Annotated in this window: 10 protein-coding genes; 2 read left to right on the top strand and 8 right to left on the bottom strand. The window is 71.7% G+C overall.

Annotated elements, in window-relative coordinates; genetic code table 11:
- The first annotated feature begins 61 nt into the window (after positions 1 to 61).
- Complete coding sequence (locus ACZ4MF_RS28440; protein WP_467494719.1) at positions 62 to 970, top strand: MmyB family transcriptional regulator; 909 nt, start codon at positions 62 to 64, stop codon at positions 968 to 970.
- Between the two features lie 27 nt (positions 971 to 997).
- Here ACZ4MF_RS28440 and ACZ4MF_RS28435 read toward each other — a convergent pair whose 3' ends face one another.
- The 5 genes from ACZ4MF_RS28435 to ACZ4MF_RS28415 form a co-directional block, all read right to left on the bottom strand.
- Positions 998 to 4,306: a S8 family peptidase gene (locus ACZ4MF_RS28435; protein WP_467494740.1), complete on the bottom strand. Its 3,309-nt coding sequence runs from the start codon at positions 4,304 to 4,306 to the stop codon at positions 998 to 1,000.
- A 252-nt stretch (positions 4,307 to 4,558) separates the two neighbouring features.
- Positions 4,559 to 5,242, bottom strand: coding sequence for an ABC transporter ATP-binding protein (locus ACZ4MF_RS28430; protein WP_467494718.1), 684 nt, complete (start codon positions 5,240 to 5,242; stop codon positions 4,559 to 4,561).
- A 47-nt stretch (positions 5,243 to 5,289) separates the two neighbouring features.
- Complete coding sequence (locus ACZ4MF_RS28425) at positions 5,290 to 6,756, bottom strand: ABC transporter permease (protein WP_467494717.1); 1,467 nt, start codon at positions 6,754 to 6,756, stop codon at positions 5,290 to 5,292.
- Between the two features lie 145 nt (positions 6,757 to 6,901).
- Positions 6,902 to 8,146 (bottom strand): L,D-transpeptidase, encoded by a 1,245-nt coding sequence (locus ACZ4MF_RS28420; RefSeq protein ID WP_467494716.1) that lies wholly within the window; start codon positions 8,144 to 8,146, stop codon positions 6,902 to 6,904.
- Between the two features lie 226 nt (positions 8,147 to 8,372).
- Complete coding sequence (locus tag ACZ4MF_RS28415; protein ID WP_467494715.1) at positions 8,373 to 8,720, bottom strand: hypothetical protein; 348 nt, start codon at positions 8,718 to 8,720, stop codon at positions 8,373 to 8,375.
- Positions 8,721 to 8,830: 110 nt separating this feature from the next.
- Here ACZ4MF_RS28415 and ACZ4MF_RS28410 point away from each other — a divergent pair, with 110 nt between their 5' ends.
- A complete protein-coding gene (locus ACZ4MF_RS28410) occupies positions 8,831 to 9,178 on the top strand; it encodes an LAETG motif-containing sortase-dependent surface protein (RefSeq protein WP_467494714.1) in 348 nt (115 codons plus the stop codon).
- A gap of 64 nt (positions 9,179 to 9,242) precedes the next feature.
- On the opposite strand, the gene hutH is transcribed toward ACZ4MF_RS28410, so the two are convergent.
- From hutH to ACZ4MF_RS28395, 3 genes are all read right to left on the bottom strand, one after another.
- On the bottom strand, positions 9,243 to 10,781 hold the full coding sequence (gene hutH / locus ACZ4MF_RS28405) for a histidine ammonia-lyase (protein WP_467494739.1): 1,539 nt from the start codon (positions 10,779 to 10,781) through the stop codon (positions 9,243 to 9,245).
- A 103-nt stretch (positions 10,782 to 10,884) separates the two neighbouring features.
- A complete protein-coding gene (locus ACZ4MF_RS28400; RefSeq protein WP_467494713.1) occupies positions 10,885 to 12,030 on the bottom strand; it encodes a GGDEF domain-containing protein in 1,146 nt (381 codons plus the stop codon).
- A 62-nt stretch (positions 12,031 to 12,092) separates the two neighbouring features.
- Positions 12,093 to 12,887 (bottom strand): enoyl-CoA hydratase/isomerase family protein, encoded by a 795-nt coding sequence (locus tag ACZ4MF_RS28395; RefSeq protein ID WP_356026240.1) that lies wholly within the window; start codon positions 12,885 to 12,887, stop codon positions 12,093 to 12,095.
- Between the last annotated feature and the right edge of the window lie 22 nt (positions 12,888 to 12,909).

Here is a 12,909-nt window from a genome sequence, read left to right as displayed (position 1 = left end):
CTGCTGTGCCTACTACTGGCGGGGTCAGGATGCCGTACGTACGACCAGGAATACTGGGCGTATGGAACGCAGCGACACACAGCCCGGAGCAGCCGCCGCGGGGCACGCCCTGGACCGGCGGGCCGAGCTGAGCGAGTTCCTGCGCAGTCGGCGGGCCCGGCTGAAGCCGGAGGACGTGGGGCTGCCGGACTTCGGGCGGCACCGGCGGGTGCCGGGGCTGCGCCGCGAGGAGCTGGCACAGGTGGCCGGGGTGTCGGTGGCGTACTACACGCGCCTGGAGCAGGGCAACGGCCGCAACGTCTCGGCGGAGGTGCTGGACGCGATCGCCCGCGCCCTGCGGCTGACGGACGCCGAGCACGCGCACCTCACCCACCTGGCGAAGCCGAAGTCGCACAAGAAGAAGCCGGCGGCGCGGCAGCAGCAGGTGCGCCCGGCGTTGCGGCAGCTGCTGGACACGCTGGACGGCGTGCCGGCGTACATCGTCGGGCGGCGCTCGGAGATCCTGGCGTGGAACCGGATGGCGGCGGCGGTCTTCGGCGACTGGGCGGAGCTGGCGCCGGCCGAGCGGAACTGGGCGCGGCTGGTGTTCCTGCGGCCCGACTACCGTGAGCTGTTCGTCGACTGGCAGCAGAAGGCGATCGACATCGTGTGCGCGCTGCGCATGGACGCCGGCTGCTACCCGGACGACCCGCGGCTGTCGGCCCTGGTGGGTGAACTCTCCGTCAAGAGCGAGGAGTTCCGGCGGCTGTGGGCCACCCATGACGTCAAGGAGAAGAGTCACGGCGTGAAGCGGCTGCACCATCCGCTGGTCGGCGATCTGGCCCTGCACTTCGAGTCGTTCCGCCTGGCCGACGACGCGGACCAGTCCCTCGTCACCTACCACGCCGAACCGGACTCCGGGTCCGCCGACTCCCTGCGCCTGCTGGCCAGTTGGGGCACGGACGCGAGCCGAGCGGGCTCCTCCGTCTAGCCGGCCCCAACCGGTCGGCGGCGCAGGTCATCTGCCGAAGTACGCGTCCCAGATCGTGATGTCCGACGTGTTGCCCCTCTTGTCGGTGATCACGGAGCGGAGGGAGACGGACCGGCCCTCCGCCGGGTTCTTCAGGGTGATCCTGCCGTCCTCGACGGTGACCTTGCGGAAGGTCCTGCCGTCGTAGGAGGCGTACACCGTCAGGGACTTGAGGTTCCTGCCCGCGGCCGGGCCCTCGACGGTGACCGGGAAGGTGACGGTCCGGCCGGCGGGGACGCGGCTGTCCAGGCCGGTCCGGATGCCGTAGTGCGGCACGGAGGCCGGCAGTTCGGTGAACCCGTCGCGCTTCTCGGAGCGGAAGGTCCAGGACGCGTCGATCCGCGAGGAGGCCCGCGCGACCTTCGCCGAGCGCGTGACCGAGGTGGTCAGCCGGTAGGCGGCGTCCCCGGCGGGCACCGTGAAGGGCTCGCCGAACAGCGCGTCGCCGTTCGAGCCGATCTCGGTGCCGTCGCGGTACAGGGTCGTCCGCACCGAGGTGAAGCCGGAGTACCCGGCGTGCCCGCCCGAGTCGGCGAACAGCGGCAGCGAGCCGTAGATCTTGTCGCCGTCGCGGAACAGGCCGAGCCCGGCCCCGACGTGCGGGCCGAAGACCGCGGTGTTGACGGTCTTGGTGTAGGTGTGGCCGGCCTTGAACGTGAACTCGCCGAGCTCGTAGCCCGCGTCGGCGACCGCGTCCTGGCCGCTCCCGGCGTTCTGGGCGAACTCCAGCTGCCAGTTCACCCCGCCGATGGCGGACAGGTGCAGGGTCCGGGTGCCGGGCAGCTGCTGCGGGAAGCTGAGCGAGGTGGCGCCGTTCGCGCCGGGCAGCCGGCCGACGGCGTTGAGCGTGCCGGTCTTGCCGTTCGCGGCGGCGCCGAGCCGGGCCGTGACGGTGGCCAGCTCACCCGCCCCGAAGTGCTTGGTGTAGCCGGTGGCGAGCTCGCCGACCGGGCCGCCGGTCGTGATGTCGTACTGCTCGCTCGCGCCCTTGGTCCAGTGGCCGTCCCACTGCTGGAACAGCGACCCGGCGGGCAGCCGCGGGCCCAGGTGGGCGCTGCGGAAGTTCCGGTACGAGTCGAGGAACATGCCGTAGTCGTACTCGCCGCCCCCGAGCGTGAGGGCGTATCCCGGATAGGCGAACCGCGAGGTGACGCCCTTGGCCGGGACGGTGATGTCCACCGGTCCGGCCCTGCGCGCGTCGATCGTGATCGTCTGCTTCCCGGACACGGTCAGCTTCGGCTGGGCGATCCAGTCGGTGCCCTTCGCGCCCTCCTTGTCCGCGTAGACGGAGGAGTTGAGGACGTACGTGCCCTTCCGCATGCGCACCGTCACCGTGCCGGACGGGTCGTACGGGCTCAGCTGCGCGCCGGCCGCGAGACCGGCGACACCGTCGAGACCGGTGTCGTAGTACTTCGCCGGCCTGCCGTCGCGGCCGATGACCTTCAGTGTGACGTCGTACGACTCCACCTCGCGTGTCACCGCCGCGGCCGTACGCACGCTCTGGCCGGCGCCGGTCGCGGTCACGTAGGCCGCGTAGGCGCCGTCGAGGGTGCCGCCCAGCCTGGTGTCGGCGGTGAGGCCGACGGAGGCCGTGCCGTGCGCCGGGACCGTCACCCGCTTCGCGCCGAGCGTGAAGAAGCCCGCCGGGGCCGCCTTCCCCTTGGGGTCGGTGGCGGTGCTGCTCAGGGTGAGGGTGACGGTCTTGTCCCCGAGGTTGCGGTACGTCACCTTCCCGGTGACCGGCTTGTCGTCGGTGTGCGGCCACTGCTGGACGCCGAGGTTGACCGAGACCGGGTCGGCGATCACCGACTGTGTGAGGGCCCTGCCGACCGCGACACGGCCCGCGCCCTGCTGGAACGGCGTGTAGTGGCCGCCCTCGGCGGAGCCGGTCAGCGCGCCCTTCAGCTCGGCGTAGCCCCAGTCCGGGTGCTCCTGCTTCAGGATCGCGGCGGCGCCCGCGACGTGCGGGGCGGCCATCGAGGTGCCGGAGAGGGTCAGGTAGCCCGCGGGCTTCTCGCCGACCTCCTTGTCGAGGACGCTGTCCCCCGCCGCGGCGGCGGTGATGTCCACGCCGGGGGCGGTGACGTCCGGCTTGATCGCGCCGTCGCCGGCGCGCGGGCCGGTGGAGGAGAAGTCGGCGAGCCTGTCCTTGTCGTCGACGGCGCCGACGGTGAGGGCGGCGTCCGCGCTGCCCGGCGAACCGAGCGAGTTGGGACCGTCGTTGCCCGCCGCGACGGCGAACAGGATGCCCCTGGTCTCGGACAGCTTGTTCACCTCGGCCTCAAGGGGGTCGGTGCCGGGGCTGTCGTAGCCGCCGAGGCTGAGGTTGACGACGTCGGCGCCCTGCGCGGCCGCCCACTCCATGCCGGCGAGGACGCCGGAGTCGTCGCCGGAGCCGGTGTCGTCCAAGACCTTGCCGTTGAGGATCTCGGCGTCGGGCGCGACGCCCTTGTACGTGCCCGCGGACGCGGCGCCGGTGCCCGCCACGATGGAGGCGACGTGCGTGCCGTGCCCGGAGTGGTCGGTGGCGTCGGCGGCCGAGGTGAAGTTCCTGGACGCGATCACCCGGCCCTTGAGGTCCGGGTGGCCGGTGTCCACGCCGGTGTCCAGGACGGCGACCTTCACGCCCTTGCCGGTGCAGCCGGCCTGCCGGGCGGCCGGGGCGCCGGTCTGCGGCACGGACGGGTCGAGGGAGGCCTTGCGGACGCCGTCCAGCCAGACGTGCGCGATGCCGGAGGCCGCCCCGTCGCCGTCGGTGACGGCGCGCCACAGGGCGGCGGTGTCCCGCGCCGGGGTCTGCACGGCGTCGGCGTCGAGCGCGGTCAGGGTGCGCCGCAGCCGGCCCGCGTCCCGGACGACGGCCTTGGCGGCCGCGGCGCCGCCGCGGTAGCCGACGATCACCTTCAGGCCGTCCTTCTGGGCCTTGCGGGTGGCGGTCCTGTTCAGCTCGGTGATGTCGAACAGGCGCTGGTCCAGCGTGCCGGAGGCCACCAGGCGGGCCGCGTCGGCGGGGATCACCAGCAGGTGCCCCGCGGCCCTGCGGACCTGGAACGGTATGTGCGCACGGCCCTCGGCCCGCTCCAGGCCGATGACCCGGCCCTTCGCGTCGAGGTCGACCCGGTCGCCGGTGATGAGGGTGACGTGGGTCTTGGCGGTGAGCGCGGAGCCGGTGGCCGGGGTACCGAAGGCGGTGGCCGGGGGGCCCGCCGGCGGCCTCGCCGACGCAGGGCTGGTCACACCCGCGGCGAGGGCGACGGCGGCTGCCGCGGCCGCACCGGCCACGGCAACGCTCTTCACTTGTCTGCGCAAGTTCTCCCCCTGGAGACGGAGTGCCGGGCGAATACCCCGTTCACCCGGCCGGGGGTGGTCGTGTGCACATGAAGGTCACCCCCCGGACCACGCAGTATGCCGGGGGGTGTTCAAACGCCTCAACAGATGTGAGGACGGTAAGAGAAAGGCCGGGAAACTGTAACCCGGCGGACTGGTCATCGTTACACGACCGCGAAGTTCCTTAGGGGAAAGCCGTGTTGTATCAGCGTCGGACACGAGTCAGGCGCCGGCGTTCTCCCTTACCGTGATCTTTCCCTCGCGGATGGTGGCCAGCCGCGGCGCCTTCTTCGCGAGGGCGGAGTCGTGGGTGACCATGACGAAGGTCAGCCCGTGCTCCTTCCACAGGCGTTCGAGCACGTCCATGATCTCGTCCCGCATGCCCTCGTCGAGGTTGCCGGTCGGCTCGTCGGCGAGCAGCACCTTGGGCTTCTTCACCAGGGCGCGGGCGATGGCCACGCGCTGCTGCTGCCCGCCGGACATCTCGCCCGGCAGATGTCCGAGGCGCTCGCCGAGGCCGACGGAGTGCAGGGCCTCGGCGGCGAGTTCGCGGCGCTCCCCGGCCTTGATGCCGAGGGGGACGAGGGCGGTCTCCACGTTCTCCTGGGCGGTGAGGGTGGGGATGAGGTTGAAGGACTGGAAGACGAAGCCGATGTTCTCGCTGCGGACCCTGGTCAGCCGGGCCTCGCTGAGCTTGGCCAGGTCGGTGCCGTCCAGGATCACCTCGCCGGAGGACGGCCGGTCCAGGCCGCCGAGCATCTGGAGGAGGGTGGACTTCCCGCCGCCGGTGGGGCCCTGGACGACGAGCCGGTCTCCGTCGCCGATGGTGAGGTCCACACCGTCGAGGGCGTGGACGGTGTCCTTGCCTCTGGTGTAGCGCTTGGTCACGTTCCTGAGGTCGTACATGGTGGCTCCTGGAGGGTTCGAATTGGCGTACTGACGGACGAGCGGCCCTACTCCACCCGCCTCAGCGCGTCCGCCGGCCGCAGCCGCGACGCGCGCCACCCGCCGAACGCCCCGGCGACGAGACCGCCCGCCACCGCGAGGCCCACCGCGAGGACGATCGTCGTGACGCTGACCGGGGCCGTCAGGGCGACCTCCAGGGTCTTCGCGGCCTGGCGGCCCGGGCCGCCGAAGCCGCCACCGCCACCGAAGCCGCCGCCGAATCCGCCGCCGCCCGTGCCGCCGCCACCGCCCAACTGCGCCTGGAGCGTCGGGCTGACGGCCGTGACGACGTAGGCGCCGGCCAGGCCGAGCGCGATGCCGAGGGCGCCGCCGACCAGGCCGTTGACCATGGCCTCGCCGACCACCTGCCGGGTCACCCGGCCCGACCTCCAGCCCAGCGCCTTCAACGTGCCGAACTCACGGACGCGGCGGGAGACCGCGGACGAGGTGAGCAGGCCCGCGACCAGGAAGGCGGCGACCAGCACGGCGATGGACAGCCACGTGCCGACGTTGGTGGCGAGGGAGGAGGCGGTGGACAGGGAGCCCGAGACCGTCTTCGCCAGGTCGGCGGAGGTGGTGACCGTCGTACCCGAGACGTTCTTCTGGATCGCGCTCTTGACGGAGTCGATCTTCTGGGAGTCGGTCGCCTTGACGTAGATCGTGGTGACCTTGTTCGCGTTGTCGCTCAGGGTCTGGGCCTGCTTGAGCGGGATGTACAGGTTGGCCGCCGCGTCGCCGCTGGTGGCCGTCGCGATGCCGATGACCGAGTACTTCACGTTCTTGATGGTCACCGTGGAGCCGACCTTGAGGCTCTTCTCCTTGGCGTACGAGGCATCGGCGACGGCGACCTTCGCGTCCGTCTCGGCCGTGGTGAACGTACGGCCACTGGTGATCTTGGAGGAGGTCAGCGGGCCGAGCTCCGGCCTGGCCACGTCGGTGCCGAAGACCGAGTACTGGTTGACGTCGAAGTCGGCGCCGCCGCCCTTGACCTCGCCCTGTGGCCGGCCGGTCTCGCCGCCCCGGCGGAAGCTGCCGGTGCCGCCCCCGTTCTGCTGGAACTGGCCGCGGGTGAACTGACCGCTGACCTTGAGCACGCGCAGGCTCAGCCCGCCCACGGCGGACGAGACGCCCTGCTGGTCGCCGACCTTGGTGACGGTGGAGGAGGCCAGGGTGGTGAAGCCCTGTACCATGACGCGGTCGCTGCTCTGCGTCGAGCTGTCGCCGTCGGCCTGGGCGCCGAACTGGAAGCGCGGCCGCTGCGCGTTCCCGGTGTCGGCGCTCGCCGCCTTGGTCACCGTCATGTCCGTGCCCAGGCCGTACAGCGACTGGAGCACCTTGTCCTGGGCCTTGCCCATGCCGCTCGACACGGAGTTGACCACGATGACCAGCGCGATGCCCAGCGCGAGTCCGGAGGCGACGACGAGGGCCGCCTTTCTGCGGCGGCGCAGTTCGCGCCTCAGGTAGGTGAAGAACATGGCCGCAAGCTAGGTACGGTCCGTGATGGCACCATAAGGCGGACATAAAAGAAGCATGAGAAGGCTGCGGCCCCGCCCATGACCGGCCCGGAAACACTGATGCCGCCCCTGGGGGCGGCATCAGAAAGCTGTGGGATCAGCGGCGTCAGACGGCCGAACCGGCCTTCCACTGCGCCCAGTTCATGTTCCAGCCGTTGAGGCCGTTGTCCGGCTGGACCGTCTTGTCACCGGTGTTCTGTACGACCACGACGTCACCGACCAGCGAGTTGCTGTAGAACCACGCGGCCGGCATGTTCTTGTCGCCCGCGCCCTTGACGTCCTGGAGGCCGACGCAGCCGTGGCTGGTGTTGACGCTGCCGAAGACGGACGGGGCGCCCCAGTAGTTGCCGTGGATGAAGGTGCCGGAGCTGGTCAGGCGCATGGCGTGGGGCACGTCCTTGATGTCGTACTCGCCCTTGCCGTCGGAGTCCTTGAAGCCGACCGTCGCGCCGTTCATCCGGGTCTGGGTGAACTTCTCCGAGATCACCATCTGGCCCTCGTACGTGGTGTGCTCGGGCGAACCGGCGGAGATCGGGATGGTCTTGACGACCTTGCCGTCCTGCGTGACCTTCATCTGCTTGGTCTTCGCGTCGACGTAGGAGACCTGGTTGCGGCCTATGTGGAAGGTGACCGTCTTCTGCTGGATGCCGTGGATGCCCGGCGCGCCCTCGACGCCGTCGAGCGCCAGCTTGAGGGTGACGGTGGAGCCCTCCTTCCAGTACTGCTCGGGCCGGAAGTCCAGGCGGTTGGCGCCGAACCAGTGGCCGACGACCTCCTGGCCGCTGCTGGAGGTGACCGTGATGCCCTTCTGGACGGCTGCCTTGTTGCTGATCGCCTTGTCGAAGTTGATCGACACGGGCATGCCGACGCCCACGGTGGAGTCCGCGTCCGGGGTGTAGGTGCCTATGAAGCTGTTGGCCGGGGAGACCGTGGTGAAGGACGCGTTCTCGTGCGCCACGCGGCCCTGGGAGTCCGTGGCCTCGGCGGCGACCTTGTACGTGGTGGAGCGGTCCAGCTGGGCGGTCGGCTTCCAGCTGTGCTTGTCGGCGGAGAGCTGCCCGGGGACGGTCTTGCCGTCCTGGGTGGTCATCTGCACGCCCGTCAGGGTGCCCTTGGCGACCGTGACGGCGGCGGAGTTGTTGATGGAGGCGTTGTCGGAGCCGTCCTTCGGCGTGATCGTGATCTGCGCCTCGGACGACTTCTTCGCAGCGGCCGCGTCGGCCTTGGCCTGCGAGCTGTCGCCGCCGCCGGCGGAGGCCTTGCCGCCGCCGGAACACGCCGAGAGCATCAGCACACTGCCGAGCAGGGCGGACGCGGCCATCAGGCTCCTGCGCCGCTTACTGTCCGTCATCACAAGCTTCTCCATCGTTGCCGAGTCGCGAATCCCCGAGAGTCCCCGTAAGACCTATAACCTTCAACGCTACGGCCGCGTCGTCCCGTTCCGGATCCAGTGGATCTGTGGGGCACACCACGTCCGCGACGGAGCGGAGGGTGCGGGAGGCGGCTCGTGCGCTGTCTGAGACGACGAAACCCCGGACGGCGGTTGCCGTCCGGGGCCAACACTGCCCCCGGGACGCTCAGACCATGCCGCCCACTTCCTCGTCGTCGCCGTCCACATCATCCTCGTCCAGGTCCCAGTCGGGCGAATCGGGGTCGTAGGCGATCCGCTCGCTGGACCAGGACGCCTGTTGGAGCTCCACCCCGGGCACCTCGCTGACCAGGTCGAACGGATCCACGAGATAGGCGAGGGCCTCCGCGGTGTCTTCCGTCACAGCGCCCTCGGCATGGGCCCGCTCGGCCTCCGGCAGCTCCGGATCCCGCGCGAGCCGGTCCAGCGCGGCCTTGGTGATCTCGTCCTCGCCGTGCACCTCAAGGACCACCTCCACCCGAAGCCGTACAAAACGTGATGTCTCTTCGTCGCTCATGGCGCGAGCGTACGACTGAAACCTCTCGTGACTTTCCTGTGACCCGCGCCTTTCACTAACATCGCCTCACACGGCCAATTCGCCAGCGTCACAAGGGGGATCGATATTCCGTGTCATCCGCTCGCCGTCCGCTGCTGACCGCCACCGCCGCGGGCACTCTGCTCTGCGCGCTGTGGTTCGTCCCGTCCGCGAACGCCTCGCAGGACTCCCCGGCGGACACCAGGGCCAGAGCGGCCGTGTCCGAGTACTCGTCGTACTCCACGACGTCGATCACGCAGCAGGCCCGAGCGGTCTCGCGGGCGACCTCCGCGACCGCACAGGACGCCGCCGACGCCACCGAACTCGCCGACACCGGGAGCCCCGACACGACGCCGTACGTCGTCGGCGGCACCCTCTTCCTCGCCGTGGGCGCCGGGTTCGTGGTGTATTCGGTGCGCCGCGAGCGACTGGGTTGCTGAACCGCCGACCTGACGTGGCAACAGGACCCCCGCACCGGCGGGGGCCCTGGTGTGCTGCCGTCCCCTACTGCAGCGGGCCGGTGACCGACTCGACCGCGGTGACCAGGTGGCCGCCGCGCACGAAGGCGTCGGCCGCGGCCAGGTCGGGCGCGAGGAACCGGTCCGGGCCCGGCCCGCGCACCCCGGCGCCGCGCGCGGCCTCGATGGCGGCCTGCGAGGCGGGGGCCGGGGTCAGACCCTCGCGCAGCTCTATGGCGCGGGTGGCCGCGTACAGCTCGACCGCGATGACCCGGGTGAGGTTGTCGACGGCGGTGCGCAGCTTGCGCGCGGCCGACCAGCCCATGGACACGTGGTCCTCCTGCATCGCGGAGGAGGGGATGGAGTCCGCGGACGCGGGCACGGCGAGCCGCTTCAGCTCGCTCACGAGCGCGGCCTGGGTGTACTGGGCGATCATGAGCCCGGAGTCGACACCGGCGTCGTCCGCGAGGAACGGCGGCAGGCCGTGGCTGCGGTTCTTGTCGAGCAGCCGGTCGGTGCGGCGCTCGGCGATGGAGCCGAGGTCGGCGGCGGCGATGGCGAGGAAGTCCAGCACGTAGGCGACCGGGGCACCGTGGAAGTTGCCGTTGGACTCGACCCGCCCGTCGGGCAGAACGACGGGGTTGTCGACGGCGGAGGCGAGCTCGCGCTCGGCGACGAGCCGGGCGTGCGCCATGGTGTCCCGCCCGGCACCGGCGACCTGCGGGGCGCAGCGCACCGAGTAGGCGTCCTGGACGCGCGGGGCGTCGTCCTGGTGGTGCCCGGTGAGCTGGGAACCCTTGAGCACGGCCAGCATGTTGGCGGCGGAGGCGCCCTGGCCCGGGTGGGGCCGGATGGCGTGCAGCTCGGGCGCGAGCACCTTGTCGGTGCCGAGCAGCGCCTCCAGGCTGAGGGCGGCGGTGACGTCGGCGGACTTGTAGAGGGTGTCGAGGTCGGCGAGGGCCATGACCAGCATGCCGAGCATGCCGTCGGTGCCGTTGAGGAGCGCCAGGCCCTCCTTCTCTCGCAGCTCGACCGGCGCGATCCCGTGCGCGGCGAGCAGCTCACCGGCGGGCCGCACCTGACCGTCGGGCCCTTCGGCGTCGCCCTCCCCCATGAGCGTGAGGGCGCAGTGGGACAGCGGGGCGAGGTCGCCGGAGCAGCCGAGGGAGCCGTACTCGTGGACGACCGGCGTGATCCCGGCGTTCAGGACGTCGGCCATGGTCTGCGCGACCTCGGGCCGCACACCGGTGTGCCCCGAGCAGACGGTCTTGAGCCGCAGGAACATCAGGGCCCGGACGACTTCGCGCTCGACCCGCGGCCCCATGCCGGCGGCGTGCGAGCGGACGATGTTGCGCTGCAGCTGGGCGCGCAGTTCCGGGCTGATGTGCCGGGTCGCCAGGGCTCCGAAGCCGGTGGAGACGCCGTAGACCGGGTCCGGCTTGGCCGCCAGCGCGTCCACGATCTCCCGGGCCGCGGCCAGGGCCGCCACCGCCTCCGCCGACAGCTCGACCCGGGCGCCGCCGCGCGCCACGGCGAGAACGTCGGACGCCGTGACACCGGACGTCCCCACCACCACAGTGTGCATATCCATATTCAGGAGCGTACGCATTGAATGCGGTGATGTCACTAGGGTGGATGTCACGAGTGGAGATCAGGAGCGACCCTTACCGAACCGTACGCCCTCCGCCTCACGGCAGACGCCCGCGGAACCGCCTCCGCTCGGCGGGCGCGAGATGCGGCGGCTCGTCCACCAGCCGTACGACCGGATCCTCGGGCCCCTCCCGCCCCGCCACCACCGGCCGCTCGGCACGCAGGGCCTTCGCCCGGTACTGGGCGGCGTCGGCGAGCCGGAACAGCCGCCGGGCGTCGCCCACCTCCCCGATGGCGTCCGCGGTCGAGGCGACCCCGCACGCCACCCCCTCCCCCGGCTCCAATTCCCCTGCCCTGCGGCACAGTTCGTCGGCGGCCTCGACGACGTCGTCGACGGGCGGCCCGACGGCCAGCAGACAGAACTCGTCGCCGCCGAGCCGCGCGGCCAGCGCGCCCGGCACCATCGCCCCGCACAGCGACAGCACCGAGCCGAAGCGCTCCAGCAGCCGGTCGCCGACGGCGTGCCCCAGGGTGTCGTTGACCCGCTTGAGCCCGTTGAGATCACAGACCACCAGGCTGACGATGACGCCCTCGGCGCGGTGCCGTTCGACGGCCTCCTCCAAGTGGACGTCCACGGCACGGCGGTTGGCGAGCCCGGTGAGGGAGTCGGTGAACGCGAGCCGGCGGGCCTCCTCCAGCCGCTCGCTCTGCGCGAGCCCGGCGGCCACGACGGCGGCGAGAACGGTCGCGAACCCGGCGTCGCCGGGACCGAACACCGCGGCCCGCACCCCGCGGGCGACATACAACTCGCCCCAGGCCCGCCCGTGCAGCACGACGGGGGCGACGACACAGCAGCCACGCCCCCGCCGGCGCAGGGCGGCAACGCGCTGATGGAAGTAGCCCGGCGTGCCCGCGGCCGCCCCCTCGGCGGTCTCCACCCAGGCGTTGACCCCGCCCCCGCCCGCCCACCGCTCGTGCAGGAACTCGGTGATCTCCGGGAACTGGTGCACCGGGTAGGTCTCCGCCTCGGGAAACTCCTCCTCGTCCGGCCGCCGGTCCCCCACGTTCACCAGGACCCTGAGCCGCCCCATCCCCCGCTCCCACACGGACAGCGCGGCGAAGCTGCCGTCCAGTGCCCGGCACGCCCCGAGCGCGGCGGCCTGCCACGTCTCCGGTGGGGTACGCGCCGCCGCCATGCCCTGCGCCAGCGCGACGACGGCCGAGAGCCGCTTGTCCTCACCCATTACTCCAGGTTAGGGAGAATTTTGGGCAATGGGGACATCGGTCTGCCACTGGAGGCGCCGCTTCACTCCCCGGGCCACTCCGGCTTGCGCTTCTCGTTGAAGGCCGCCACGCCCTCCGCCCGGTCCCCGGAGAACGCCACCGAGCGCCACGCCGCGTCCTCCACTTCCAGCCCGGCCCGCAGATCGAGCCCGTGCCCCAGCCGCAGCGCCCGCTTGGCGGCCCGCAGCCCGACCGGCGAGTTCCCGGCGATCCGCGCTCCCAGCGCCAGCGCCTCCTCCCGGTCCCGCCCCTCGTCCACCAGCTGGTCCACCAGCCCCAGCTCGGCCGCCTCCGCCGCCGCCACCCGCCGCGCCGAGAAGATCAGCTCGGCCGCGCGCGCCGCCCCGACCCGGCGCGGCAGCAACTGCGTACCGCCCCCGCCCGGAATGACCCCCACGGACACCTCCGGCAACCCCACCACCGCCGTGCGGTCGGCCACGATCAGGTCGCAGGACAGGGCCAGTTCGAAACCGCCGCCCAGCGCGAACCCGTGCACCGCCGCCACCGTCGGCATGGGCAGCTCCAGCACCCCGGTGTACGCCCCGCGCGTCACCGGCCGCTGCCGCAGCAGATCCGCGTCGCTGAACGAGTTCCGCTCCTTCAGATCGGCCCCGACGCAGAACGCCCGCTCGTGCGAGGAGGTCAGCACCACCACACGCGCGTCCCGGTCGGCGGCCAGCGCCGTACACGCGGCCACGAGCGAGCGGGCCATCTCCGTGGAGACGGCGTTCATGGCCTTGGGCCGGTCGAGCACCAGCTCCGCGACCTGCCCGTGCCGCCGCACCAGCACGAACTCCCCGAACCGCTCCTCGCTCATGACACCCTCCGGCTCACGTGTT

This window comes from Streptomyces sp. NPDC025793 (genome assembly GCF_055558375.1).
Note: the sequence above shows the minus strand (reverse complement) of the source record. Positions and strands in the feature narration are given on the sequence as shown.